27 protein-coding genes and 1 pseudogene are annotated in these 26,390 nt (G+C 40.9%); 14 read left to right on the plus strand and 14 right to left on the minus strand.

The window, feature by feature from the left end:
• Window positions 1–13 precede the first annotated feature (13 nt).
• From AACU33_RS19380 to AACU33_RS19390, 3 genes are all read left to right on the plus strand, one after another.
• A complete protein-coding gene (locus AACU33_RS19380) occupies window positions 14–598 on the plus strand; it encodes a Uma2 family endonuclease (RefSeq protein WP_096590207.1) in 585 nt (194 codons plus the stop codon).
• Between the two features lie 515 nt (window positions 599–1,113).
• Complete coding sequence (locus tag AACU33_RS19385) at window positions 1,114–1,662, plus strand: CAP domain-containing protein (protein WP_096590208.1); 549 nt, start codon at window positions 1,114–1,116, stop codon at window positions 1,660–1,662.
• A 277-nt stretch (window positions 1,663–1,939) separates the two neighbouring features.
• Window positions 1,940–2,569 carry a ribonuclease H-like domain-containing protein gene (locus tag AACU33_RS19390; protein WP_096590209.1) on the plus strand — a complete coding sequence of 210 codons (630 nt, stop codon included), beginning with the start codon at window positions 1,940–1,942 and terminating at the stop codon, window positions 2,567–2,569.
• A gap of 82 nt (window positions 2,570–2,651) precedes the next feature.
• On the opposite strand, the gene AACU33_RS19395 is transcribed toward AACU33_RS19390, so the two are convergent.
• The gene (locus AACU33_RS19395; RefSeq protein WP_096590210.1) at window positions 2,652–3,107 is read right to left on the minus strand and encodes a rhodanese-like domain-containing protein; all 456 of its coding nucleotides are present in this window, start codon (window positions 3,105–3,107) and stop codon (window positions 2,652–2,654) included.
• Between the two features lie 1,273 nt (window positions 3,108–4,380).
• On the opposite strand from AACU33_RS19395, the gene AACU33_RS19400 reads away from it, so the two are divergent.
• Both AACU33_RS19400 and AACU33_RS19405 read left to right on the plus strand, forming a co-directional pair.
• On the plus strand, window positions 4,381–5,097 hold the full coding sequence (locus AACU33_RS19400; RefSeq protein WP_096590211.1) for a response regulator transcription factor: 717 nt from the start codon (window positions 4,381–4,383) through the stop codon (window positions 5,095–5,097).
• A gap of 116 nt (window positions 5,098–5,213) precedes the next feature.
• Window positions 5,214–6,284, plus strand: a complete 1,071-nt coding sequence (locus AACU33_RS19405; protein WP_096590212.1) for a DMT family transporter — start codon at window positions 5,214–5,216, stop codon at window positions 6,282–6,284.
• 48 nt (window positions 6,285–6,332) lie between these two features.
• Here the strand turns inward: AACU33_RS19405 and ylqF are convergent, their stop codons facing one another.
• Both ylqF and AACU33_RS19415 read right to left on the minus strand, forming a co-directional pair.
• Window positions 6,333–7,214, minus strand: a complete 882-nt coding sequence (ylqF, locus tag AACU33_RS19410; protein ID WP_096590213.1) for a ribosome biogenesis GTPase YlqF — start codon at window positions 7,212–7,214, stop codon at window positions 6,333–6,335.
• A 17-nt stretch (window positions 7,215–7,231) separates the two neighbouring features.
• Window positions 7,232–7,630, minus strand: coding sequence for a glyoxalase (locus AACU33_RS19415; protein ID WP_096590214.1), 399 nt, complete (start codon window positions 7,628–7,630; stop codon window positions 7,232–7,234).
• Between the two features lie 84 nt (window positions 7,631–7,714).
• On the opposite strand from AACU33_RS19415, the pseudogene AACU33_RS19420 reads away from it, so the two are divergent.
• The 3 genes and pseudogenes from AACU33_RS19420 (at window position 7,715) to lepB (ending at window position 10,145) form a co-directional block, all read left to right on the plus strand.
• A pseudogene (locus tag AACU33_RS19420) lies at window positions 7,715–8,233 on the plus strand (DUF1877 family protein).
• Between the two features lie 76 nt (window positions 8,234–8,309).
• Window positions 8,310–9,230: a cyclase family protein gene (locus AACU33_RS19425; protein ID WP_096590215.1), complete on the plus strand. Its 921-nt coding sequence runs from the start codon at window positions 8,310–8,312 to the stop codon at window positions 9,228–9,230.
• A gap of 342 nt (window positions 9,231–9,572) precedes the next feature.
• Window positions 9,573–10,145, plus strand: a complete 573-nt coding sequence (lepB, locus tag AACU33_RS19430) for a signal peptidase I (RefSeq protein WP_096590216.1) — start codon at window positions 9,573–9,575, stop codon at window positions 10,143–10,145.
• Window positions 10,146–10,189: 44 nt separating this feature from the next.
• Here lepB and AACU33_RS19435 read toward each other — a convergent pair whose 3' ends face one another.
• Window positions 10,190–10,723: a helix-hairpin-helix domain-containing protein gene (locus AACU33_RS19435; RefSeq protein WP_096595307.1), complete on the minus strand. Its 534-nt coding sequence runs from the start codon at window positions 10,721–10,723 to the stop codon at window positions 10,190–10,192.
• A gap of 14 nt (window positions 10,724–10,737) precedes the next feature.
• The gene (locus AACU33_RS19440; RefSeq protein ID WP_096590217.1) at window positions 10,738–11,112 is read right to left on the minus strand and encodes an NINE protein; all 375 of its coding nucleotides are present in this window, start codon (window positions 11,110–11,112) and stop codon (window positions 10,738–10,740) included.
• A gap of 406 nt (window positions 11,113–11,518) precedes the next feature.
• On the opposite strand from AACU33_RS19440, the gene AACU33_RS19445 reads away from it, so the two are divergent.
• The gene (locus tag AACU33_RS19445; RefSeq protein ID WP_096590218.1) at window positions 11,519–11,905 is read left to right on the plus strand and encodes a tetratricopeptide repeat protein; all 387 of its coding nucleotides are present in this window, start codon (window positions 11,519–11,521) and stop codon (window positions 11,903–11,905) included.
• A 137-nt stretch (window positions 11,906–12,042) separates the two neighbouring features.
• Window positions 12,043–12,366, plus strand: a complete 324-nt coding sequence (locus tag AACU33_RS19450; RefSeq protein ID WP_096590219.1) for a DUF1825 family protein — start codon at window positions 12,043–12,045, stop codon at window positions 12,364–12,366.
• A gap of 50 nt (window positions 12,367–12,416) precedes the next feature.
• On the opposite strand, the gene AACU33_RS19455 is transcribed toward AACU33_RS19450, so the two are convergent.
• Complete coding sequence (locus AACU33_RS19455) at window positions 12,417–14,339, minus strand: transglycosylase domain-containing protein (protein ID WP_096590220.1); 1,923 nt, start codon at window positions 14,337–14,339, stop codon at window positions 12,417–12,419.
• 173 nt (window positions 14,340–14,512) lie between these two features.
• On the opposite strand from AACU33_RS19455, the gene tyrS reads away from it, so the two are divergent.
• The 3 genes from tyrS (at window position 14,513) to AACU33_RS19470 (ending at window position 17,453) form a co-directional block, all read left to right on the plus strand.
• The gene (gene tyrS, locus AACU33_RS19460; protein ID WP_339376509.1) at window positions 14,513–15,709 is read left to right on the plus strand and encodes a tyrosine--tRNA ligase; all 1,197 of its coding nucleotides are present in this window, start codon (window positions 14,513–14,515) and stop codon (window positions 15,707–15,709) included.
• Complete coding sequence (pyrF, locus tag AACU33_RS19465) at window positions 15,706–16,425, plus strand: orotidine-5'-phosphate decarboxylase (RefSeq protein WP_096590222.1); 720 nt, start codon at window positions 15,706–15,708, stop codon at window positions 16,423–16,425. The genes tyrS and pyrF overlap by 4 nt, the downstream gene beginning before the upstream one ends.
• Window positions 16,426–16,844: 419 nt before the next feature.
• Complete coding sequence (locus tag AACU33_RS19470) at window positions 16,845–17,453, plus strand: hypothetical protein (protein ID WP_096595308.1); 609 nt, start codon at window positions 16,845–16,847, stop codon at window positions 17,451–17,453.
• Here the strand turns inward: AACU33_RS19470 and AACU33_RS19475 are convergent.
• The 8 genes from AACU33_RS19475 to AACU33_RS19510 form a co-directional block, all read right to left on the minus strand.
• A complete protein-coding gene (locus AACU33_RS19475; RefSeq protein ID WP_096590223.1) occupies window positions 17,450–18,127 on the minus strand; it encodes a uracil-DNA glycosylase in 678 nt (225 codons plus the stop codon). The two genes, AACU33_RS19470 and AACU33_RS19475, sit on opposite strands and share 4 nt — an antisense overlap.
• A gap of 177 nt (window positions 18,128–18,304) precedes the next feature.
• On the minus strand, window positions 18,305–19,381 hold the full coding sequence (locus AACU33_RS19480; RefSeq protein ID WP_096590224.1) for a tetratricopeptide repeat protein: 1,077 nt from the start codon (window positions 19,379–19,381) through the stop codon (window positions 18,305–18,307).
• A gap of 74 nt (window positions 19,382–19,455) precedes the next feature.
• The gene (locus AACU33_RS19485; RefSeq protein WP_096590225.1) at window positions 19,456–19,782 is read right to left on the minus strand and encodes a hypothetical protein; all 327 of its coding nucleotides are present in this window, start codon (window positions 19,780–19,782) and stop codon (window positions 19,456–19,458) included.
• Between the two features lie 262 nt (window positions 19,783–20,044).
• The gene (locus tag AACU33_RS19490; RefSeq protein WP_096590226.1) at window positions 20,045–20,482 is read right to left on the minus strand and encodes an NADAR family protein; all 438 of its coding nucleotides are present in this window, start codon (window positions 20,480–20,482) and stop codon (window positions 20,045–20,047) included.
• Between the two features lie 232 nt (window positions 20,483–20,714).
• Window positions 20,715–21,065 (minus strand): DUF6464 family protein, encoded by a 351-nt coding sequence (locus AACU33_RS19495; protein WP_096590227.1) that lies wholly within the window; start codon window positions 21,063–21,065, stop codon window positions 20,715–20,717.
• Between the two features lie 338 nt (window positions 21,066–21,403).
• A complete protein-coding gene (locus AACU33_RS19500; RefSeq protein WP_339376149.1) occupies window positions 21,404–21,853 on the minus strand; it encodes a hypothetical protein in 450 nt (149 codons plus the stop codon).
• A 381-nt stretch (window positions 21,854–22,234) separates the two neighbouring features.
• Complete coding sequence (locus AACU33_RS19505; RefSeq protein ID WP_096590228.1) at window positions 22,235–22,795, minus strand: hypothetical protein; 561 nt, start codon at window positions 22,793–22,795, stop codon at window positions 22,235–22,237.
• Between the two features lie 240 nt (window positions 22,796–23,035).
• Window positions 23,036–24,385, minus strand: a complete 1,350-nt coding sequence (locus AACU33_RS19510; RefSeq protein WP_096590229.1) for a helix-hairpin-helix domain-containing protein — start codon at window positions 24,383–24,385, stop codon at window positions 23,036–23,038.
• Window positions 24,386–24,819: 434 nt separating this feature from the next.
• Between AACU33_RS19510 and gatA the strand changes: the two genes are divergently transcribed.
• Complete coding sequence (gene gatA, locus AACU33_RS19515) at window positions 24,820–26,280, plus strand: Asp-tRNA(Asn)/Glu-tRNA(Gln) amidotransferase subunit GatA (protein ID WP_096590230.1); 1,461 nt, start codon at window positions 24,820–24,822, stop codon at window positions 26,278–26,280.
• The last annotated feature ends 110 nt before the right edge of the window (window positions 26,281–26,390 follow it).

The following is a 26,390-nucleotide window of genomic DNA, read 5'->3' on the forward strand; positions in this document are numbered from 1 at the left end:
TGCTAGAGCGTCCATGCACAACACAGAAACGACGTTAAAACTTCGCCTGTGGACTGTGGAAGAATACCACCGCATGGCTGAGGCTGGAATTTTTGCTGCTGATGAACGTGTGGAACTTTTAGAAGGAAAGATTATCTGGATGAGTGCTAAAGGAACAGCCCATCGTTCAGCAGTGGGGAGGACAGACTACTTACTAAAAAATAGGTTAGGAAATCGGGCTTGGGTATCCATTCAAGACCCAGTAAAGTTAAATGAAAGGTCTGAACCAGAACCGGATATTGCTGTTGTTAAAGTAGACCCACTGGATTATGCAGACCACCATCCGACTCCTGCTGAAGTTTATCTGATTATTGAAGTAGCAGATAGCAGCCTGAAACTAGACTGTGAAACTAAAGGGAAAGCTTACTCCAAAGCAGGAATTACAGATTATTGGGTATTGGATGTGATTGGTCGGCAATTACACATCTTTCGAGAACCAACTGAGGATGGCTATCAAAGTGAAGTGATTTTAGCAGAAGATCGGACTATTTCACCTCTACAGTTCCCTGATTTGCAGATTGCAATTAGTGAGATGTTACCACCGATCGGTAAGTTGTAGATGAGTGCGATCGCTCTTAATTACCTATCTCAATATTACTCACACTGCCGAATCTTAATTGTTTTGTTCTCTTGCTAGCGTAAAGTTTATCAGCATCAACTTCACGTTAAGTTAACACAAATCATTAACCACTCTATAAATACTTAATAACTACTGAATTAAAATGCTCGATAAATTAAATTTTTTAGAAAATACTTAGTAGCATCACTGACAGTTAAATTTATGTATGCCATTTTTTAATGAAAAATGTAGTGGCAGTGACATTTGTCTAGGGGATACTACATTATCTTTTTTAAATATTCCCCGAATTTTCATGTGCAGAGGAAAAGCAAACTTAACTTGAGATCAAATAAATCTGTCATAGTATTTAATTTTGGAGGTGATTAGTTAGATTTACTGTAAAGTATTTGCAAAACTTTTGTAAGTTCATCAATCCTTAATAGTATCCTAGTATTTCTTCGCAGAAGAATACGGTAGATTAGAGGTCTGATAACTCTATAAATTAAGTATTTTCTATGTTCCGACAAACTGCTTTTGGCATAGCTTTAAGTACGCTTGTCTTTGCCAGTGGATTAACAACTGTTCCTGTTCCTGGTCACAGTTCTACAAGCAAACCTACTCATAATAAACAGTTATCGATTCCTTCAGATCGGGTTGCAGAATCAACTACTGTTTTTAATACTACGGCTCTCGAAAAATCAGTTTTTGACAAAATTAATCGATATCGTGTTTCTAAAGGTTTGTCAAAGTTGAGCATCAATGCAACTATCACTCGGCAGGCAAGAATTCATAGTCAAAATATGGCGAATGGAAAAGTTCCCTTTAGCCATCAAGGATTTAAACAGCGAGTAACTTCTCTCCCAATTATCTACAGTAGTGCTGGAGAAAATGTTGCTTTTAACCAAGGATATAACGATCCCGCATCACAAGCTGTTATTGGTTGGCTGAATAGTCCCGGACATTTAAAAAACATCAAAGGGAAGTATAACCTCACAGGAATTGGTGTTGCTACCAATAAACAGGGTGAAGTCTACCTTACGCAGATTTTCTTGCAGACCAACTAGTACCACTGCGCGGAATTCAAAATTCAAACAGGTATAAGGCCTAGGCTTACCATTGATTTTGAATGTTTGCTTGACTTGCGCCACGTTGTAATAGATTGATAGCAGTTATTCTTTGGATGTTATGTGCGGTCGAATGCCAAGATTTTGTAACTCAACAACAAATCTGCATTCGCCACAATTCAAAATGGCTAGAATTTCTGATTTTTTTGCACAATAATAATGTAGTGTCTAAAAGAACCTGCTTCTGTTGGACACTGCTTTTATTTTTGAGTGATTCATGACTTTACAAGATTTTCAGGTAAGCGATCGCGACCTTAGCGACGCTGCACTATCCCAATATCTAAAATCAGAGGCGATCGCTGTTGATACAGAAACAATGGGATTGTTACCACAGCGCGATCGGCTTTGTCTCGTCCAACTGTGCAATCAAGAAGGTCAAGTAACTGCAATTCGCATTGCCAAAGGACAAACCACAGCACCAAACTTAAAAAAACTTTTGGAAGCAGTAAATGTTTTAAAAATATTTCACTTTGCACGTTTTGATATTGCTACTTTGCGTTACAACCTAGGAATTAACGTTCAACCTATTTTTTGTACCAAAATAGCCTCTAAATTAGCTCGTACTTACACCAATCGACACGGATTGAAGGATGTCGTGCAAGAGTTGGAAAAAGTAGAACTGGATAAAAGCGCTCAAAGTTCTGATTGGGGTAACGCTGATAATTTATCAGTAGAACAACTAAGTTATGCTGCTAACGATGTTCGTTATTTACTCAGCGTACAACAAAAGCTGATTAACATGCTAAAAAGAGAAGAACGTTGGCAACTAGCTCAAGAGTGTTTTCAAGTTTTACCAATAATTGTATCTTTAGACTTATTGCAATTTAAGGATTTATTTGAACACTAGTTATTGCTACTAAAGCAGAGTCATGAGTCATTATTTCACCACTCATTATTTAATGACTCATGACTCATGACTTAAGTTAAAGTTATACGTCTTTCTTCTGGGTTTCTGCGTGTTCTTGTATCCGAGACACAACATTGTAGTCCCCAGCGCCAGGAGGAGTTAGCGCTTCCACACCTCCTTCTGTTGGGCCGCCAATTGCCTTCCAAGCTGCAAGACCACCTTTGAGTTGAGACACATGTTCAAACCCAGCAGAACGCAGGAATTGTACAGCTTGAGCAGTTTCTTCTTCGTTAGCACCGTAAATGTAAATATCACGGCTTTTATCTATGGTTGATGAGGCGCGGTTTACTAATTCATCACTAGGCATTGACATTGCGCCCAAAATCCGTCCTTCATTAAAAGTTTGGCGATCGCGCACATCTAGTATTGTGAAAGCTGGTTCGCCCCACTCTAAACGAGCTTTTAGTACGTGAACATCAGATTGAGGTTCGATGGGTGGCTGTTGAGGAATGATATTATCTACTAGATTATTAGCCATAACTATCTCTTGCTGATTACATTAACAGCAATTTATCGAAAAAAATAGTTTTATTTGCTCTTTCCCTGGTATGAGAATTTTTAAGCTCTCTCTTGAGATAGACTAGTACCGCAGACCGAATTCAAAATTAAAAATTCGTCTTGAAAAGTTTGCTCAATGAGGGAACCCCCGCACGCAACTTTTCGCAAAATTCAAACAGCTATAAGCATTTCATTGATTTGGAATTGGTTGTTTATTTAGTTTTTTATGATTGTAAATTTAGTTATAACAGTCTGAAAAAGCTTGAAAGGCTCGCTACATCGTCTTTAAGCGCTGAATAATTTGCAAGAGTGAATACGTCAAACTGTCTTTTTTTATTAGTTTGGTATCGAATCATCTAGCCAATATTTACTCTCTGATGCCTGAGACTGATACTAAATTTTTACTGACAATAGGTTTTGTTTGTTAACACCTGTTCTCCCACATCAAGCAACAGAAGCAAACTTAAATATCCCAATGGGACATCACGCCTCTGAATTGAGGATTTTGAATTGGTATAGCTTAAGTTCTCCGGGGATAACTTTGCATTTAAGACAACCGTATTTGGCTAGTTACAGGCTTATTTGGAAAATTGTAGTTTTAAATACTTTCTATTCTTGCCGCTTATTATTTAAACTTATAATTAGTGTGGTCAATTTTCAAATACATCAACAGGATTTAGATAAATGAGTTAACGCCAAGTAGAATATATTACAATTTATCATGAATGATGTTGAGTTGCTAATTTTGCTTAAGAACATTGATAAGTAGATAAATTAGACAATGAAATCGATAAACTTCTTGCACAAGTCTTGATTCTCATCTTCTCCTTTGCGTCTTTGCGCCTTTGTGTGAGACAAAAAAATATTTATGCAAGAGGTCTAATATTTATTCAGGGAAAATTTTAATTTATGAGTAATTTTAAATGACTAAGTAACTACAAAACTGTGTTGTATTTAATACTGCAATATCCTACTCCGATTTCAGGACAATTGTGTAAGAAAAAATCTTTGATTCAGAGCTTCCAGAACTTTCATAGAAATTTAGTATAGATAAGTTATACATTGCCTATGTCTGGCGAGCAGCAGCAACTTTAAAATAATCGTGAGGTTTAGATATTAGTAGGCGAGGTAAAGGAGGAAATACTCTTCCGTAAAGCAAAGCTGTGAAAGCATACACAGGATCTCACAAAGTAGCTATTGCAGAGTAGCGATCGCAAGCGAATCGCCACATAAATAATTGAGGTTAGAAAGTTATGGTGATGGTTCCCGCTACTAATCCCAAAATTCTTGTTGTAGATGATGACTATGGTGTTCGCAATCTGATATATCGATTTTTAAGCCGAAAATATCATATAGATTCGGCAGCTGATGGTAAAACTGCATTAAATTTATTCGATCAATTCAATCCAGATTTAGTGATTTTGGATTGGAATTTGCCAGATACTACTGGCTATAACCTCTGCCAAGAAATGCAACGTCGCACTAATGTGTTAGTCATGATCCTGACTAGCCGAACTGAAGAAGCCGATAAAATCAAGATTATGTCCGCTGGTGCTGATGACTTTATCACCAAGCCCTTTAGCCTAGCAGAATTAGAACTGAGAATCCAAGCTCTGTTGCGGCGTATGCGGACGATTAACCCCTCAAAAACACAACGCCTCGTATTTCATCAGCTAGCAATTAACCCCGATGGGCGAGAGGTGACACTTAAAGATAAACCTCTATCATTAACTGCATTAGAATTTAATATTTTACATTTTTTAGCCACTCATCCGGGTCAAGCTTGGAGTCGTCCCCAGCTGATTCAAAAAATTTGGGGCTGTGAATATGTTGGCGATGGACGAGTAGTTGATGTCCATATTGGTCAGCTACGCAAAAAGATGGAAGTAGATCCGAATGTGCCGGAGTATATTAAAACTGTTCGCGGCTATGGTTACAAGTTTGAGCCACCAGAAAACGGCACAGCTTAAGTAGCTCAAGTAATATTAAATACTAGTAAGTATTGTTTCCTTCACAAAACGACATATTTAGGTAAAATTAGGTAAAGCAATTCTTGCACCTAATAACCCAAGGCATCAGCAAACCCATGCAGCTGAAATCCAGTGCATTTCGTCTACCCTTCGCTCCCTTACTCCTCATAGCCCCATTTTTCTTGTGGGGTACGGCAATGGTAGCAATGAAAGGAGTGATACCCCACACTACGCCACTATTTATGGCAGGTGTACGGTTGCTACCAGCTGGGGTGTTAATTCTCATCGCAGCGGGATTGATGGGTAGACCTCAACCCAAGGGATGGTTAGCATGGCTATGGATTGCCTTATTTGCCTTGGTTGATGGCACTCTTTTTCAAGGCTTTTTGGCAGAAGGCTTGGTGAGAACTAGCGCCGGGTTGGGGTCTGTGATGATTGACTCTCAACCCTTAGCTGTAGCTTTGTTGTCGTTGTGGCTCTTTCAGGAACGAATTGGTTTTTGGGGATGGCTGGGGCTAGGATTAGGCGTTTCTGGTATCAGTTTAATTGGCTTACCCGATGAGTGGATTTTTCAGGCTCTCGGTTCTGGTGTAGATATTAGCATCGGTAACTGGCAACAGTTATTTGCTAGTGGTGAGTGGTTAATGCTGTTAGCAGCGCTATCAATGGCGGTAGGAACAGTATTAATTCGGTTTGTTTGTCGATACGCCGATCCGGTAGTAGCTACGGGATGGCACATGATTATTGGCGGATTGCCATTATGGGGAATGTCATCAGTTGTAGAATCCCAACAATGGCAGAATCTTGTAGCATCCGATTGGCTGGCTTTGGGTTATGCCACAATATTTGGCAGTGCGATCGCTTATGGATTATTTTTCTACTTTGCTTCTAGCGGTAATCTCACCAGCCTCAGTTCTCTTACCTTCCTCACACCAGTTTTTGCACTACTATTTGGTAATCTCTTCCTTGCAGAAGTTCTCAGTCCCTTGCAATGGATTGGTGTTTGCCTAACTTTAATTAGTATCTATCTCATTAATCAGCGCGATAATTTGGCAGCAAACCAAAAAGTTACTGTGGCTGAAGCCAGTAATACAAATCAGCAACCTATTTTAGACGCGTCTACTGCCAAGAAGGTAAATCCTGTCACCTTAGCTGTAAGAGAATCAGAGCCAGAAATTTTACCCTAAAGTCAATAGACCTTCTGGAAAATCAACTGACAATTTTGTAATTAGGAATTAGTTTGGTGGTAATTCCAAGGGAATTTCACCTAATAACCCTTTACGATAATCTGTTAATAATTGCCTTGCTGCTCTTTCGACATCACCTTTATAGCGATGTTCTGCTAAAGCGTGTAAGTATGCTTCTCCTGTATGAGGTGAAGAGTCAAGTTCATAGCGTGCTTCTAAAGGTTTTTTTGGTAATAAATCTGTAGCTACATCTTGCAGATAATTTAGTACATTTACGAGTTCTGCTGCTACTAGCTGATTATCATAAGATGCTTCACCAATGTCATCGCAAATAGCTAATTTAATTGCAGCTTCTTGGTCTTCTAACTTTAGAGGAATTACACCAGGAGCATCTAATAATTCTAACTGGTCGGAAATTCTTACCCAGCGCAATTGACGAGTCACACCAGGACGAGCCGCACTTTCTACTACCCGTTTTCCCAACAAACGGTTAATTAACGCTGATTTACCCACATTAGGAAAACCAATCACCACCGCACGAACTGGACGAGGTAACATTCCGCGATCGCGTCTTCTTAGATTGAGTTCTACTCCTGCTGCTTGTGCTGCTTTTAACACAGCTGTTATACCTTTACCGTGTTGAGCATTGGTAAAATAAGCTACTTCTCCCTGACGTTTAAAGTAATCTGTCCAGAGCGATCGCACTTGCGGAGAAATCATATCTAATCGATTCAGCACTAACAACCGCGTCTTAGTTCCCACCCACTCATTAATTTGGGGATGGTGTGTCGCTAAGGGAATCCGCGCATCTCGTACTTCTAGTACCACATCTACTCGCTTTAGCTGTTCTTTGAGGTTCTTTTCAGCCTTAGCAATGTGACCTGGATACCATTGGATAATGTTTAATTTATAGTTTTGAGTTAGAGACATTGGTCATTTGTTATTTGTTATTTGTCCTTCGTGCTATGACTCTGTGTAGCTGCTTGATGTAGAATCAAACGATTGCCATCGGGGTCATAGGCATAGATTTCTCTACCGTGGGAAGCAATTGTTATATTTCCAGGTGGGGGATACCCCAAGGCCGTAAGATGAGCGATCGCCGCTTCCAAGTTACTCACCTCTAAACATAAACTTATCTTACTTTTGGCTGTAGTTTCAAATTCAGCCTCGTGTGTGCTTTTGGGTTTAAAAATTCCTAACCGTAAACCAGAAAATAGAAATTCAGCATAAACATTAGGAATCAGACTTGTAGGATTTTGAGCCAAAAGCTGTGTATAGAAACTCACTACAGTTTCAAAACTCACAGTTGCTATTGTGACAAATGCATCTGTATATTGAAAAATCATATTTATTACCTAGAGATCTTATATCCTAATTAGTAATTTTTACCTTGTAAAAGTTGAGTTTTTTGATAAACAGTTTTTGTTTATATGGGTATCGAACTTCGTTACAGACGCGTTACACCTGAAGAGTTTGAAAAGTTACATAGTCATGTTGTCTATGCAAGCATTTATTTTGATGACAATCTTGAAACGGATGAAGAAATTTATGCCTATTTTGAAGCATTAAAAAATAGCGATCGCTATCTAGACCTTGATAAGTACTGGCAGTCACTTTACTTCCTTTTCACAGGAGATTTTCCATACAAGGAACACAAAACTAATATTAGAACTTGGCTTCATTAGGTATTCATGGGAGGGACAGCAACACATTGGGAAGCAACTTATGGCATGGTACGTTATTTTACAGTCAATGAAGTTCAAGAGATAGCTGAAGTGTTAAATCATATATCCTTTGATGACTTGCAACAGCGTTGCGATCGGCTATTTGACGATCGTGAAAGCAGAGCTTATATGGAGCCACATTATCTTAATTTATATAATCAGTTATGCCAGTTTTTTACTAAAGCAGCACGAGAAGGCGATATGATACTTTTATCATTTGACTAAGTTTTTATTGCAAATTATTAACTTGCATGAAATTTTAGTTGAGTGATTGTATTGCTCATTATTGAGAGCAAACTGTATGCAAAAATTTGGCTTTTTATGTTTAGCAATCTTCTTTACCCTGCTGCTGTGCTTATCCATTAATGCTGCACAACCGCAACCCCAACCTCCTTTATGGCAGGTATATCAACAGTCTTTAAAAACAGCCAAATATGTTGACCTTACCCATACAATTACACCTAATATTCCTGTATGGTCAGGATTTGGTACTTCTAAATTTGAACCTACAATTAATCCTAAAACTCTGCAACCATATAATTACAAAAAAGATGGCTTTGAAGCTACCCATTATGACTTATCTACCGATCAATTAGGTACTCAACTCGATCCGCCTGCACATTGGAATCCTAATTATCCGGCTATTGATGAGTTACCTGCAACATTTGCTGTGCGTCCTTTGGTAGTGATTCCCATCCAAGACAAAGTAGCTCAAAACCCGAACTATCATCTTATGGTGAAGGACATTCAGGCTTGGGAACGCAGGCATGGTAGGATTCCTGAAGGCTCGGTTGTGTTTGTGCGTTCTGACTGGTCTAAGGAATGGCCAAATCCAGAACTAGCTACTAGAACTAAGTTTCCTGGGGTAAGTCTTGATGCTCTCAAGTTCCTACACTTACAACGTCATATCTTGTTTCACGGACATGAACCCCTGGATACAGATAGTACGCCAACCTTGGAAGGAGAAGCATGGTTGTTGCATAACGGCTATACTCAAGCCGAAGGTGTGACCAATCTCGATCGCGTACCGGAAACAGGTGCGCTCGTAGCAATTGGATATCCTAAATTTAAAGGAGGTTTAGGAGGCTATGCCCGTTATATTGCTATCTGTCCCCCAAGCTGGCCTTATGGTGTATCGGTAGGTCAAATACCAGAATCTCCTCTACAAAAAGCAGATAAACCACTCCACTGGGATAAACAGCTTGGTGTTCGAGTCAGATAAGAAAAAACCGACTGGCTGTATCGCTCCACCAGTCGGCAACTAGCTTACTTTTCAGGAGTAGACAATAAAACGGAGAATGTTCTAAAACCTTGCCTTATAATTGCAAAAGTTAGGTAATGGTATTGGAATTACCTACTTGCTATACCTAATCTTTAGCTTGTATCGGATTAGACAGGCTTTAGGTTATTCTCAGCGTTTTTGCCTATAATTGGTAGATGCGATAGCCCGATTATTAATGCTTGTAAGGGTTTTTGCGGAAACTCTAGATTGATTACAAGTATACCTTGACCGTCTAAATAATCAAGGTATTTGTTCCACTTTTTTAACTGGCTGAAAAATTCTATGGCTTCTCACGAAAGTGATGTAAAAGATACTCCAGCGTCGTCAAAAATATGGCGTAGTTCGCAGGAAAATCTAATTTTAATTGCGATCGCTTTATGTTTGGCATTTGCGATTAGGACTTTTATTGCCGAACCGCGCTACATTCCTTCTGATTCAATGTTACCCACCTTACATACAGGCGATCGCCTGGTTGTCGAAAAAATCTCTTACCGTTTTCACCCTCCCAAAACTGGGGACATTATTGTTTTTCAGCCACCAGAAGAACTTCAACGTCGGGGATATCCTCAAGACCAAGCTTTTATTAAGCGGGTAATTGGCGAACCAAAAGAAGTAGTCAGCGTTGCGCAGGGGAAAGTTTACCTCAACGGTAAAGCTTTGCAAGAAGACTACATTGCTGAACCACCAAATAATCCTTACCCGCCACACACAGTTCCCGAAGGCGAGTTTTTTGTTATGGGTGATAATCGTAACGATAGTAACGATTCTCGCTACTGGGGTTTTTTACCGAAAAAAAATATCATTGGTCGAGCCACATTTCGCTTTTGGCCGCTCAACCGATTTGGATTTATTTAATTAGTTAGTAATCAGTTAACAGTTAACAGCCGATAACTGATTACTCAAAATCTTAAATAATACATTAACTGAGCGATCGCATCTGGTGGTAGAGCCAAACGCTGCTGAAAATCAATTAAGTTGCGGTAAGGCCCAGCCGATAAACGATTTTGCACGACTGCTTGCGCCAGAGAGATATCAATAAAAGGTATTTTTGCTAAGTGTTCAACTGTCGCTACATTTGGATTAACTAAAGGTGCAGGACATTCTAAAGATTCTTCGTCATAGTAAACAAAATTCAGCAGTGGCTTGACTGGCGCTAATCGCTGCACGGGAATCGCTAAAGCCGCAGCAATATCTTCTATACAGTAAAATTTAACACCGGAACGTGAAAGTTCGACGAGCGATCGCGCTTGGTGAATTGACAATCCAGGTAAGCGTAACCAATCATCTACAGTTGCTTGATTGGCATCAATTTGAATACCTAGTTGTATCGCCAACTGAAGTTCTTCCCCAGATTGTAATCTGTAGTATGGGTCGTTGAGCAGCTTGGCACGAAGTTTTTGCAACCTAGAATTTAAAGGTAGCCAATTTTTCATAATTTTCGCTGTCATTAAGAAATTTGGTCTAGCAACTGGCGGCGCTTTTGCTCAAATTCGTACTCAGAAATTAGTCCATCTTGGCGCAACGCATCTAACTCGCGCAAAGCTTCCGCCAGTGCGCCAACATGATTGCTGACTTGTTGCGAACTCTTGATTGCTGACTTACCAAAATTAAAATTGCGATCGAAAGCTTCTTCGTCTTGAGCTAAGTACCAAACTCCTTCAATGGCGCTAGCTACCTTGGGAATGGGAGTCCAAGAAAGCAAAACGTATAACACTCCCCAAACAGGCTGTCCCAAATAAAACTTATGTAATCCTGAAATTGTCAGCGTACCCGAAAAAGCTAAAATAGCGGCAACGCTGCGGCTTTTGCGCTTAGTTAACATATTCCCTAATCTACCACTACCATATTTCCTGCAATTAAATAGTCATAGTAGCAAAGCACCCAGGCAAATGCAGCACAAGCGCTCTCCTACTTAACAGCGAATATATAAATATATTGTATTGATTTCAGCTATAGGCGATCGCCTGATCGTAAGTAAGGTATATTCAGATCAAATCTTCTGAGAGAAACTACTGAGCATCTTATGTGTTTCTTACAATATTTCATCTTCTTCTCTGTATTATCCTGTAATACATAAGCCGCAAAAAAATCTTCAAAATATTAATACATTTAGGGCTTGATTTTAGCTGAATGAATCTTCAGCAAAAAAATAAAATTATAAATTTTTCGTTGATTTTTTGCAGCCAATAGTACCGATTCCCATTAATCTGCAAGTTAGAGCCTAGCCAGTGAAAGTGAGATTAAAAGAAAGCAATAATGTTCAACCAGTTCTGAAAAAATATGCTCAACGTCATTACCAACGAGGTATTCAGTATGCCAACCTAGCAAACTGGACAAGAGCGGTAGAAGAACTGCGCGATGCTATCAAGCTAGAACCAAAAAACAGTGACTATCATGCATTACTCGGAGTTGTGCATCTTCAACAAAATTTTCCGGGAATGGCAACAGTTTATATTCGTCAAGCTTTAAAGCTAAATCCCCAACATCCGCTAGCTTTAAAGTATGCTGCCAAGTTGAACATTATCCCAGGTAAAAATGCCAATCCCACATCGCTGGCAACATCTGTGAGTATAGCCGCTTTATTAAGTTTGTTTGTAGCGCGACAACAGTCTTGAGTCAAGTGTTGAAATTTGGGTAAATAACCGTAATCAAACCGTAGCTTATTCCCTAGATTAGTACCCTAGATTAGAATAAAAATATAAGCAAAACCATAATTTACTGGGTGTTAGCACTCAGTTGAATATTAAACAAAATGGGATTCTTTGACTCTGAGATAGTTCAGCAAGAAGCGAAACAGCTGTTTGAAGATTATCAAGCACTAATCAAGCTTGGTAACAACTACGGTAAATTTGACCGCGAGGGCAAAAAGCTGTTTATTGAGCAAATGGAAGCCATGATGGATCGCTATCGCATCTTTATGAAGCGCTTTGAGCTCTCAGAAGATTTCATGGCACAAATGACTATGGAACAGATGAAAACTCAGCTAGGTCAGTTTGGGGTTACTCCTCAGCAAATGTTTGACCAAATGCATCTGACTCTACAGAGGATGAAAGCCGAGCTAGAAAAACAGCCCTGATAAATTTTGGATTTTGGATTGGCAATTAATCCAAAATCCATAACCTGAAATTATTGGGATTTAGGGCGAGTAAACTGAGAGGGCGATTTAAAGCTCTCTACAGGTACATCCTTCAGTGCTTTTTGCATAAAGTCTCGCCAGATGGGAGCTACCATGACACCACCAGTAGCACCGTGGGCTAATTGTCTATTGTCGTCCCTACCCACCCAAACAGCAGTAGTTAACTGAGGCACTGTACCTACAAACCAAATATCTTTTTCTGAGGATGTTGTGCCTGTCTTACCGGCTGCGGGGCGATCTATAGCAGCATTTTTACCAGTACCACTGGTAATTACCGATTGCATAACATTAATAATTGCTGCCGATGCCCAAGGATCGAGAACTAGCTGGGGTTTCGGTGTGTTATCTAGGAGAACGTTACCGCTACTATCAGTAACACGGGCAATTACCGTTGGTGGTGACTGCCAGCCATAATTGGCAAAGGTAGCATAGGCACTAGCCATTTCTAGAGGTGTGACACCAATTGCTCCTAGAGGCAAAGAAGTCACAGGCTCCATTGGACTCATAATCCCCAAGGTGCGACAAGTTTCGATCACTTTATTCATCCCCACAGACTTACCTACCTTGATTACGGGGATATTGCGCGACTGTGAGAGAGCAGTACGAATTGACATTGCTCCGCCAAAACTACCATCATAGTTTTTCGGATAGTACCAACCGTCACCATCTCGATAACTAACTGGCTCATCTACAACAGTTGTGTCTGGTGTAAACTTTCCAGAAGCAAAGGCGGTGTAATAAACAAAAGGCTTGAAAGAAGAACCCGGCTGACGTTGAGCTTGGGTAGCACGATTGAATTCGCTAGTTTTAGGATCTACGCCACCTACCAAAGCTTTGACAAAATGCGTCCGGGGGTCAATTGCCACCAGGGCCATTTGATTTTTAGATAAACCTTCGCCTTGGAGTGTTTCATGCCACTTAGCAACCGTTTGCTCTGCCATTTTTTGGAAGTCAGCATCCACTGTGGTTTGGACTCGCATTCCACCTTTGAGCAGTGCATCGCGCCCGAACTTCTTCGCTAATTCTTGGGCTACAGTATTAGTCACATAAGGTAAGGCACTACCTTGAAACGACCTAATCTTACCAAGTTTGATTTCTTGCTTGAGGGCATCATCGTACTCTTGCTGACTAATCCAATTCAAGTCCAGCATTCGCCCTAAAACTTCCTTTTGTTTCTGTTTGGCCAGCTTCATGCTGACAAATGGGCTAAATTCTTCTGGTGCTTGAATCAAACCGGCCATCATCGCCGATTCACCGATCGTTAAAAATTCTGAAGACTTGTTAAAGTAACTGCGTGCTGCTGTTTGCACGCCATAGTTGTTATGACCCCAATAAACTTGATTGAGGTACATTTCCAATATTTGGTCTTTGGAAAGAATTTGCTCTAAGCGAATTGCCAACACTGCTTCCGCTAACTTGCGGGTAAAGGCTCGCTTTTGAGATAAAAATATATTTTTCACCAGCTGCATGGTGATGGTAGAGCCGCCTTCTTTGACTCCACCAGCTATCGAGTTAACAACTATGGCACGACCCACACCAGTAGGATTTATACCGTGGTGATTGTAGAAATGACTATCTTCGCTTGCTAAGACTGCCCGTTTCAGATTTGGGGAAATTTTATCTAGAGGTACAACTTCTCGGTTAGCTTCCCCATGAACGCTTGTTAAGAGTTTGCCTTTTAAGTCATAAATATAAGTAGTTTCTGAAGGAAAGAAGTTACGTAATTGCCTGACATCCGGCAAATTACGGAAACTAATAGCCAAGCCCACCAATCCACCCGCTACAATTGAACTTGTCAGCATCGTGATTGATAATAGAGTTCCGCCAGCTACCTGACCTACTCCTTTCAAAAACTCAAAACCTGATGAAGCCTTATTTTGGGCTTCCTTGTCTTCAAAAGTCCTAGACGACACGGCGATTTCACTTCCTCACTTGTAAATATAAATGTAATTGATTTGGCGAAGCAAGGCGGTTGATTTTTTGCAATTATAGTAGTTTGGCAGATAAGAGAACGGACAAATTGCCAGTGAATACAACCAACCTAACTTCTTCAGCCCAAAACTTAATTAATAGCGAATCTCCTAGTATGGTGCAAGATTTTGCTTGGTTGCGTCGTGGGATTGTGGAAATTTTCCCACAACCAACTGATGCTGACAGCGAAAGTGAAAGCTTAGAAAAGCGCTTGGCAAATACAAGCAGACCTTTAAGGGTCAAATTGGGCATCGATCCAACAGGTGCTGATATTCATCTTGGTCATAGCATACCGGTAAGAAAACTGCGAGCTTTTCAAGATGCAGGTCATACAGCAGTTCTAATTATTGGGGATTTTACGGCTCGCATTGGCGATCCGACTGGTAAATCTGAGGTGCGTCGCCAACTGACAGAGGCAGAGGTAGCGCAAAATGCCCAGACTTATCTCGATCAAGTACGTCCTATATTGGATTTTGACACACCTGGCAGATTAGAGATACGGTACAACTCCGAATGGCTCTCCCGCCTGGATTTGGGAAAAATCTTAGAGTTACTCTCGACGATGACGGTGGGGCAGATGTTAGCCAAGGAAGGATTTGCAGAACGTTATAAAAAAGAGAATCCGATTTTCCTCCATGAGTTCCTTTATCCGTTAATGCAGGGCTATGATTCGGTGGCTGTTGAGGCGGATGTGGAGTTAGGCGGAACTGACCAGAAATTTAACATTGCGGTAGGGCGAGATTTACAACGTCATTTTGGGCAAAAGCCCCAGTTTGGAGTACTGCTACCGATTCTAATTGGTACGGATGGCGTGCAAAAAATGTCTAAGTCCCTAGATAATTATGTGGGCTTATCAGAACATCCATCCGATAAATATCAAAAGTTGCAGGGAGTACCAGATAACCTGCTAGAACAGTATTTTGAGCTACTAACAGATTTAGCTTTGGAGAAATTGCCCCCAAACCCACGCGATCGCCAATTACTTCTAGCATGGGAAGTTGTGAAACAATATCACGGGGAAGCGGCAGCAAGTAAGGCGAAAGAAGCAGCCGATAGCGGTGGTAAAGCAGGTGCAGTCCCAGAATTTTCTTTAGCTGGCATACCCCAGTTTCCCGTCAAGTTGGCTTACCTACTGAATGCCAGTGGCTTGTGCAAAAGTAGCGGCGAAGGTAAGCGGAAAATTCAAGAAGGTGGGGTGTATTTAGATGGCGATCGCATTACTAATGTGGATACCACATTTGCCCAACCTGAGGAATTATCTGGCAGAGTGCTGCAAGTAGGGAAAAACAAATTTGTGCGCTTAGTACCATGAACGCCGAACAGCGAATTATTGTACCTTTGGATGTGTCAGATTTGCAGAGTGCGATCGCTCTTGTAGATCGGCTTCCCCAAGTTGATTTCTGGAAAGTTGGTTTGGAGTTGTTTACCAGCACTGGGCCGACTATTCTAGAATTGCTAAAATCCCGGCAAAAGCACATTTTCCTGGATTTAAAGTTTCACGACATCCCCAACACCGTTGCTGGCGCTTGTCAGGCTGCGGCTCGTTATGGGGTAGATTTGCTAACAATTCATGCTACTGCTGGTAAGGATGCCTTAAAAGCCGCAACTGAGGCAGTGCAAACAGGTGCAGCACACGCGGGAGTTCAACCACCAAAATTAATTGCTATTACCCTGTTGACGAGCATTTCTGCCAGACAGTTAGCCTTTGATTTAAAAATTCCTCTAGAATTGCCAGAATATGCCCTAGAAATGGCATTATTGGCACAGGAAACTGGGTTGGATGGGGCAGTTTGTTCGCCCCAAGAAGTGGCACAGCTGCGGCAAACTTGCGGGGATGATTTTCTGTTAGTTTGTCCGGGAGTTCGGCCAACTTGGGCAGACAAAGCCGATCAAAAGCGATCGCTTACCCCAGCACAAGCAATCAAAGCAGGTGCAGATTACCTAGTAATTGGGCGTCCGATTACCACTGCTGCTGACCCTGAGTTAGCTTGGAAAAGAATTTCTGAGGAGTTAACCACAGTGGCATGAAGGCAGTTATAAAGAAGGCAGAAGGGAACTCTATAAATCAATTTAGGAGCCAGTTGCGTGGGCGGCTTTGCCGACTTGAGGAGCCAGTGCGTTGCGGAAGTTTCCTCCGTTGTCGCAACTGGCGTCAAACTGTCCGTTGGGGTTCCCCAACTTGTAGCAGCTGCCGTCAAACTGGCGTGGGCTTTAAACCTTTTTGGCAGAGGAGCCAGTGCGTTGCGGAGGACACTGCGTTGGGCGGCTCTGCCGACTTGAAGCAAGTGTCCGTTGGGGTTCCCCCCGTTGTAGCAACTGGCGTGGAAAAATTTTTTTCTACAATCTTCTGCCCTTCGGGTACTCTGCGAGAACTCCTTCGGAGAACGGCAGTCCCCCATCGACGGGAACCGCCCGCCGAAGGATGCCCGAAGGGCTGTAGACGGGGGCTGCCTCACCTTCTGCCTTCTGTCCTCTGCCTTTCTTTAGTCATCGCAAATAGTATTGATAACTTAGCGTTCTCACAGAACCCCTCTTCGCTATCAGATAAGGGTGTGGTTAATAATCAGCCTGGGTCTGCTTGCATCGAACAAAACCTAGAAACTTTAACTACTTATTTGCTGCGAGATTTACCTAGTTACACCAATCGCGTGACGCAGCGTGCCCGCCGTCTGAGCAGAAATAGTGAAGTTTACAGCTATATGTTATTAGCAGGTAGACCTGAGTTTACACCCTTGCCTCTAAATCCTGGGATTGACACTACAGATACCTCTAAAAGTGTAGGAGCAGGAGTAGAGCAAGTTTTCTTTACTACTTTAGAACGGCAGTATATAGGAGCGAAAGCGGTGGAATTACAAGAATTCCACTGGCTGTTTTTGACTAAAACTCAAAGTAGTTGGCGTTTGGTTATGATGTTTACTCAAACTGGTTCATCTCCCAAGCAGCAACCACCAACCCCCCCAAGGGATAGCAGTAAAAGTACGGTTGCACAAGCAATTAATCTGTGGCTGCGGGATTGCCAGGCAGGAAGTGTGCGGATGCCTGGTAAACTTTTTTAACGAATCTCATCGTATTTCGCACGTACAGCTTGTATATCCTGCCACATCAGCCATTTAGGGCTGCCAACTTCGCGAGAAGGGTTGCGCAGTAAGTAGGAAGGATGAAAAATTGGCATACACAAACGCCCTTGCCACTCTATCCACTGTCCGCGGATTTTGGTAATACCACGCTTATCGCCAGTTAAGCCTTTAACCGCAGTTGCACCAGTTAACAAAATAATTTTTGGATCGACTAAGCGAATTTGTTCAAGTAAATAGGGCAGGCAAGCCGCCATTTCTTCAGTAGTTGGGACTCGATTCTCTGGCGGGCGACATTTATTAATATTGCCAATATATACATCATGCTCAGTGCTGAGATTCACTGATGCCAAAATTTTCTCTAGCAACTGCCCTGATTTGCCGACAAATGGTAAACCTGTCTCGTCTTCGTGTTGGCCTGGTGCTTCCCCTACAACCATAATTGGTGCTTTCAGGTTTCCGCGTCCAACGACAGCATGAGTGCGGCTGTTTCCTAACCCACAACGGTGGCACTGATTGCAATGCTGTGCCAACTCAGTCATGTTGGTATATGTGTTGGGAGGTATGGGAATTTTGCTGTCTGTGGGAATCAGATCTCTTTGGCTTTGGTTGAAACTTGAGTCGTCAAATAGGCTGAGTTGGGTTTCGCTGCTCATGACAATTTGAAAGTTGGGGTAAATACCACCTGTCTAATCTGAGGGCAATACTTCTCTTGTAGGAGATTGTTTAGAAATCAACTGTTGCTGAAAATTGTGATTTACAGAACCTTTATTGTATCAGTTGTATCGGTTGATTTCAGCAACCATCAGTCACGAGCAAAGTAAAAGTTTTTTCTAGTCAAACTCTGTCGTTTGATATTGCATTGCTTTGGCATAATCGCCTAAGGCGTAACAAGCAAGTTTGAGACTGGCAAGAGCTTGTTCTTGAGTGCGAACATCGTTGATAGCTCTAGCTAAGAACAAACGTTGTTCGTGGTAGGTAATTGCTTTAGAATAATCACCCAAAGCTTCACAAGCAACTCCTAAACTTCCTAAAGACTGTTCCTCACTACGCTTGTCTTGAATTACTCTGGCTAATTGCAAGCGCTCTTCGTAATAAATAATAGCTTTGGCATAATCACCTAAAGCATAGCAGGAGTTACCCAGATTCTTGAGTACATACACGGCACTACGCAGATTTTTCAGGGTACGAGATAAGTCTAAACACTTTTCATAGTAAGCGATCGCTTTTGGATAATCGTCTAATGCATACCAAGTATTACCCAAATTTTTCAATACTTGTTCCTCACCCCAATTGTCTTGAAGTTCTCGGACAATTTTCAAACTTTGCTCTTGATACTCAATTGCTTGTGCAACTTTACCTACAGCTTTATAAACCAAACCCAGATTATTTAAAGCCGCTACTTGACTGCGCCGATCTTGCTGCTGCTGGGTGATTTTTAAACTCTCTTCCAAAAACTGAATAGCTTTTTCATAGTTGTTGAGGTGGCGGTAAGCATTCCCCAAATGAGAAAATATCTGCATCCGCACCGCTAGATCTGAGGTGTCAGTCATTAAAGAAAGACATTGTTCGCAATAGGAGATAGTTTTCTGGTAACTCCCTGAGGTATAAGCTGTTAATGCTAGCAAGGAAAGCACTTTCTCCTGTTTCCGGGAATTTCCTAATGCTTGAAACAGCACTAGAGATTCTTCTAAAGACTTAATTGCCGCATTTAAATCCCCAGCTTGTTGCTGTTTAACTCCTTGATGCAGAAGTTTAGATGCTTCTGATAGCAGATCTTTACTTGCTAGTGAAAGACTGATTTCTGATGAACTTTGGTTAAATTCATGGATAATGGTGTTGCGCTTGGTGAGCTTTTCATATTTTTTTGAAACTTTTAAGGGATCTGTATTGTTTCCATCTGTAGACATCAACCAAGTCCTGTAAAGTTTGATGATATCTTTTAGTATTCCCAAACTTCTCGCTAAATCTTCATGCAAGCAGTCTATTCTTGTGTCATATTAACTGTGGAACGATTCATCGGGATTTTGCTGTTCCAAATTTCTTCAAATTCTGCTTTATTAATTGCAAATTCTTGCAGATCCTCTTCATTAAATTGTTTATCGCATAACATTCCATAGTTATCTGCTAAGTGGCTGCTATCATAAAACAATATATTACCGTTTTCATAAATTTCTATTTGTCTCAAGGCATATAAATCATGCCCTACTTCCATCAAGTAAGTACTAGTACCCCAATCATCGTATTCCCCTCCTAAGGATTCATCCCAAAACCATTTACAATATCTCTTATGATTTTTTGAGAGAGACATAATTTTTATAATCCCCTGAGAAGCATATATTTAAAAATTAAAGATATTTAACTTTCCTGTAAATGATATAGCAATTCAAATAATGTTTGCGACAGATGCATGGTAGTCATGGGCTGGGTAACTACGCTGCTAAAATTGAACGGTTGCATTCTATTGGGAAATTGGTATTATCAATACCCATCAATACTTATTTGAGAAATTTTTGAGAGATGGAAAACAAAATAAAAAAATTATGTTGCAGATCTATTCCCATCTCTAGAGTTTAGCGCGATCGCAGTATTTCTCTCACTTCCATTAAAATTATCCCCAGCATATTTTTACCACTCCCATCAGAGCCACAACCCCAGTAAAAGTCAATAGGAGAGTTTTCGATGATTTCTTCATTATTTGTCGCTAGTAGTATTTCCCTGATATCTGCATGAGTTTCAAATTTGCGTAATACCGCCATGCGCATAATGTCATCTTTTACTTCTTCCCAATCTGGGCGCAAGGGACGACTTCTTTCACGCCCCATTCTCGCTGCATCTTTAGGACTTTTGACTAACCGAATTTGCTCTAAATGCAAAGTGCCAACGAATTTTTGTGCTTGAAAATAGTGTTCGCTGGTAGGCCAATATAACTCATCTAACTCAAAACCATGCGGTGAAAAGTTGGAGAAACAACCATATTGTTCGCGAACGCTGTAAAAATAAATTGTCATAGAATTTATAGCCGATTACAGTTGATCGGACAAGTGAATATTTTGTTATATGTTACAAAAATATTTGAATCAACTTAATTGCGCAAAAAGCTTACTTAATTAATGGGTAGTAACATTTGCTTATAAAATATTAATGAGTATACAAAAATATATATTTTTTATGAAAATGTTATCGCGGAGGGGATGGTTTAATAGGCTTGGCTATGAAGAAAAAATCACAAGTTAAGTATTTTTAAGCTTTATGTTCGCTCCTAGCTAATTCTCTGGGTTCATAGTGACGACATCCCTGACACGGCCCGTCAGGATTGACAGCACAGCGGATATAGCCAGATCTAGCATTAAATTTGCAGCTGATGTCGCCAACTAAGTAACCTACTCCTTCTAGATAGTAGCGTTCCCCAAAGGCGTTGCCGCAGGCATCGCCATCGATTGGCCTAATAGTTTGCCTAGCTTGCACGCCTGCAACGTTCATGGCTGCTTGTCTCATTCTTATGCGTGTTCGCAAATGAGTTTTACGGATGATCCACAAGGAAAACAGCGATGGTAGAAAACCAATAACGATCACCACAAGAGTTCTTAACACTTTTTCCTGACCTCTTTTATGTGCTGATTAATCTTGCCCAATATTGCACTATCATTAATTTTCGTCAGTGCAACTATTAGGGCTGTTTCGCCTTTGCGCCTCGAAAATAAAGTTTTTGCAGACTGCAATGGCGTGTGGCATTAACGACTGTGAGAAACAACAATCGACTACCACTTTAATCAGCATAACTTTTACAGTTTATGGGTTGGGCTGTAGTTGCAACTTCATATCTTTAAGATTTGTTGATTAATAATGTTTTGAAAGTTGGGCATTTGTCAACAGTCAAGGGTCAATGGTTATTATTTATTTCTCCGCCACTCCCCACACTCGATCTGCATTCATTGCGATCGCGATTCTTTTTTGCGGTTTTGCTGGCGCAGTTGCTGTGCTAGCTGTGCTGCTTCTCTTTCTGGTTGGAAGATATCTACTTTTCGCATTGTCAGCAGGAATGACTCATCTGGCTTTTGTAGTACCCAAGGGACGCTAACTGGTGCATACTGACAAATACTTTTGTATGGCTTGCCTTTCTCTTGCAGTTTGCTGGCTGTCGCTTTGAACTCTAAAATCATTGCTTCTAACTGTGCAGCCATTTGATTGATGCTTTGTACTTGTGCAAATAAACATTCCCATTCATTACCAAGATCGTCCTCTGGAATTTGCAATGGCGCGATCGCAGTAGTTATTGTTTTGGCTTGTGACTTTGCAAGCGCTGTAGCAAGGGGCTTTTGGTCGCTGTCTTTGATTTCTCTCATCATTCCTCTCACAAGACTAATTGGCTGTTTAGGCATTTTAACTGCAAAATAGTATTTTTGTACTATAAATTTTGTATCTGAGGTTTGCACCTGGATTTTTCAGGCTTACAGGAGCTTTGATTAGACTGAAATAGACGATCTCCAAAACCATAAGTGTGTAGAGATTTAAATTTCGGAGAATAGTCTGTGAATCATCAAAACAAACAAGGTTACGGAATTAATTATTACCTCTGTATATGATAGAGCCGCTAATTATTGGGGGAAGAGGAAAAACCTATTCTAGAAACAAGTTATGCGAGCAATTAACAGCTAAATGAAGCGCAAAATTATAACTTTATAGAACTAATATTGAACTTTGATGAAGCCAGTTACAAATCGAATAATCTTCTTGACTATGACTTACATACGCCAGTCATTTCATGAATCACATCGATTATTATAGTTATTTATTTGATAATTTCTCCGCCATTCTTCGAGATGTTCTATTGTTACTGATTTTGTGATTACATTCATACCATTACCTCGCCATTCAACTTCTGGATCTGTTGTAAATACACCACATTCTAATTGCTCAGTTCTGATATGCCAATATTCACTAAATCGGCTTTTTAGAGTAATAACTTGCTCAAAAACTTTGTTTCTATGCTTATTTCTTCTTTTTCTCTCTGTGGCTCCCGTTGCTTCTGTATCAATAAATTTAGTTTCTATTAAGAATAAATTCCCTTGATTTGTTAGATAAACAAAATCGCATTTTCCCAAGTCAGTATAGTCTGCAATTGGTGACTTTTCAAAGAGCAACAATTCAGAGCATGATGGAAATAATTGGTTGAGATTGAGAAATAAATAGGCTTGTAGTAGAAGTTCTTTGTCATAGGGAAAAAAAATTACCCCTTCAAAAAATTTCTTGATATCTTCCTGCGTTTGGGGTTGAATTCTTTTACAATATGAGACAAATTTAGTTAGATCATTAACGATCATCAAGTCTTAGCTCCTTCCCCTGACTATTGCCTAAATGGCATAGCATCAAAAGATACCATGCATTGAAGGAAGACATCATCCGCATAAGTAACCAAAAAACAGACTCAATAGCCTTTTATCTCCGGCTATATACTGTTGACGGAGCGATAAACCTTGTGTCAAGCTAATTCAACAATTATCAGTAATTAAGCTGTAAACATAGTCTTTAATGAGACGTGTTTTACTTGTGATTTCCGGTATTCAACTACCAGTAAGGGGTTTGATCTGAGCCGGAAATCTGCCATTTTGAAGCGCTATAACTGTGCTAAGAGAATCTTGTACCCAAAATTGCCGACCAAAACGGACAAGTTGACGAGAATTACCAGCTTGTACTACGCCAATCACAGGTATTTTTGCTTTGTCTCCTGATTGTTCTTTCAAAATATTTCTGAGGCGATCGCGTTCTTCAATATTGACTGCTTGTAGAGGAGTTAGTTCTACCATTACTAGTTTTACGGTATCAACTACTTCAGCATCTTCCACAATAAATTGAGTTTGGTCGTCGCGTCGGTCTACTTTACCCCAAATAATCAATCTCGCATCAACTTGTAATAGAGAACTAATACGTTCGTAATTTTTCGGAAAGACAACTGCTTCTGATTGGGAAGTTAAATCTTCGATTTGTAAAATTGCCATTGGATCGCCTTTCTTGGTGATGACTTTTTTCACACCATTAAGCATGACAACTGCACAAAGCAGCGTATCTTCCCTTTGTTCGCCAAGCTGCGATAGGTTAATTGGAGCTAAAACTAGAGATGATTGTTTCAGAGATTTCAGGGGATGGTCTGACACATAAAACCCTAAAAGTTCTTTTTCCATCCGTAACTTTTCTTGGGGAGGAAAATCAGAAACAGCTTGAGCTTTAGGAGCCATTTCAAATGCATTATTGGCAGTTTTAGTATTAGTATTAGTAGTATTAAATCCCCCTAATAAATCAAAAATACTTCCTTGACCGCTAGCTCGATCTTTAGCGCGGGATTGCGCCCATTCATAAACTAAAGGTAAATCTTGAATTAATTGGTGACGATTGGGTTGGATTTTGTCAAAAGCACCACAAGAGATTAGCGACTCTAAAGTTCGACGGTTCACAGCGCGCAGATCCACGCGATCGCAAAAATCCCCCAAGGATTTAAACTCTCCACCTTCATTTCTGGCTTCTAAAATAGAAGCGATCGCATTTTGTCCCACATTCCGAACCGCCGAAAATCCAAACAAGATTTTTCCTGCTACGGGCGTAAAATCCACCCCAGAGCGATTAATGTCTGGCGGCTCGATTTGAATGTTCATACTTATACAGGTGGAGATATATTTCTGCACCTTATCCGTGTCGCCACTGTTAGCCGTCAACAGCGCCGCCATGTATTCCAATGGGAAATTAGCTTTTAAATATGCTGTTTGATAAGTTACATAACCATAAGCAGTAGAATGAGATTTATTAAAACAATTGGAAGCTATCAAACCATTTTTGATGGCAAAATTATGGTCTAACTCAACCCCAATGTCATAAACATTTTGTTCGCCCAAGGATTTACGTATAACTATTTTGACCATATTATTAAGTTCTTAAGTAGATTTATGAGATGCGTTAATTTATAAAGTTATCTGAATTGTAAGTCAGGCAATGACCATACTACACAATCTATTAGAGAGTTAACACTGCTATACTCTTACACGAATAATACGGGATAAGGGGAGATGAGAGGATCAGGAGCAGGGGGACATGGACGACAAGGGGAACAAAGGAGACAAGGAAGAAAAAGCTTATTCCTGCGTTCAAATGAGAGTTCTAACTCACCCTTTGATGAAAAACCTACACCTATGAGAGGAACTTCTCCCCCGCACCCCTTCGGGTTCGCCACTTTGCCATCGTGACGGAAACCGCCAAGACGGCAAGTAGACTCACCTGCTCCCTGCCCCTCTGCCTCTTCCCTATGCCCAATCATAATGTACTAAAATCAAGGACTTGAGTCATAAAGGGAGCAATCATGGCATCCATCCGCGAGTTGCACGAACAACTAATTAAAAAAGAACGTTCTGCCGTTGAAATTACCCAAGAAGCTTTAGATCGCATCCAAGCATTAGAGCCAAAATTGCACAGTTTCTTGTATGTAACTGCACAGCAGGCGTTAGACCAGGCTCGTGCAGTGGATGCTAAAATCGCTGCTGGTGAAGAAATTGGACTGTTAGCTGGAATTCCTATTGGTATCAAAGATAATCTTTGTACCAAAGGCGTTACCACAACTTGCGCCTCCCGAATTTTAGAAAATTTTGTGCCGCCTTATGAATCAACGGTAACGCAAAAGTTGGCAGATGCTGGCGCTGTGATGGTAGGAAAAACCAATTTGGATGAGTTTGCAATGGGCAGTTCTACAGAAAACTCTGCCTACCAAGTCACGGCTAATCCTTGGGATGTGTCGCGCGTTCCAGGGGGTTCTTCTGGAGGTTCGGCGGCGGCTGTCGCGGCGGAAGAATGTGTGGTTGCCCTTGGTTCGGATACTGGTGGCTCAATTCGTCAACCAGCTTCGTTCTGCGGTGTAGTAGGGTTAAAACCGACTTACGGGCTGGTTTCTCGCTACGGTTTGGTAGCTTATGCTTCGTCTTTGGATCAAATAGGGCCTTTTGGGCGCACAGTAGAAGATGCGGCAATATTATTAAGCGCGATCGCAGGTTACGATGCCAAAGATTCTACTAGCTTAAAAGTAGAAATTCCCGATTATGCTGCTGGTCTAAAACCAGACCTCAAAGCTAGGAAAAAAATCAGAATAGGTATTATCAAAGAAACTTTTGGTGAAGGCTTGGACTCAGTGGTAGAAAAAGCTGTCACCAAAGCAATCGAGCAATTACAACATTTGGGAGCAGAAATTCATGTAGTTTCCTGTCCCCGCTTCCGCTATGGCTTACCTAGCTACTACATCATTGCCCCCTCAGAAGCTTCCGCTAACCTAGCTCGTTATGATGGTGTGAAGTATGGTTTGCGTGTACCTGATGCAGATAATCTGCTGTCGATGTACACTCGTACCCGCGCCTCTGGTTTTGGTACAGAAGTGAAACGGCGGATTATGATTGGCACTTATGCCCTTTCTGCTGGCTATTACGATGCTTACTATCTCAAAGCGCAAAAAGTTCGCACTCTGATTAAGGAAGACTTTGAGAAAGCATTTGAACAAGTTGATGTGTTAGTTTGTCCTACTGCTCCGACTACAGCATTCAAAGCCGGGGAAAAAACTACCGATCCCTTGAGTATGTATTTAACTGACTTGATGACTATTCCTGTTAATCTTGCGGGTTTACCAGGTTTAAGCGTGCCTTGTGGGTTCGATGAGCAAGGACTACCTATTGGATTGCAGCTAATTGGCAGGGTGTTGCGAGAAGATCAGCTGTTTCAGGTAGCTCACGCTTATGAGCAATCAACTACTTGGCATCTCAGTCAACCAAAAATTTCATGACGATAGAGCAGTTCAATTAAAAAATATTCTCTCTGGGTACAGCTGATTAGCGTTAGTCAAGCGGAATGTTAACGCTAATTCCCAATCCAGAGGGATTTTTCCTAGGATTT

Source organism: Calothrix sp. NIES-2098 (genome assembly GCF_963875125.1).
In the GTDB taxonomy this organism is placed as follows: Bacteria; Cyanobacteriota; Cyanobacteriia; order Cyanobacteriales; family Nostocaceae; genus Aulosira.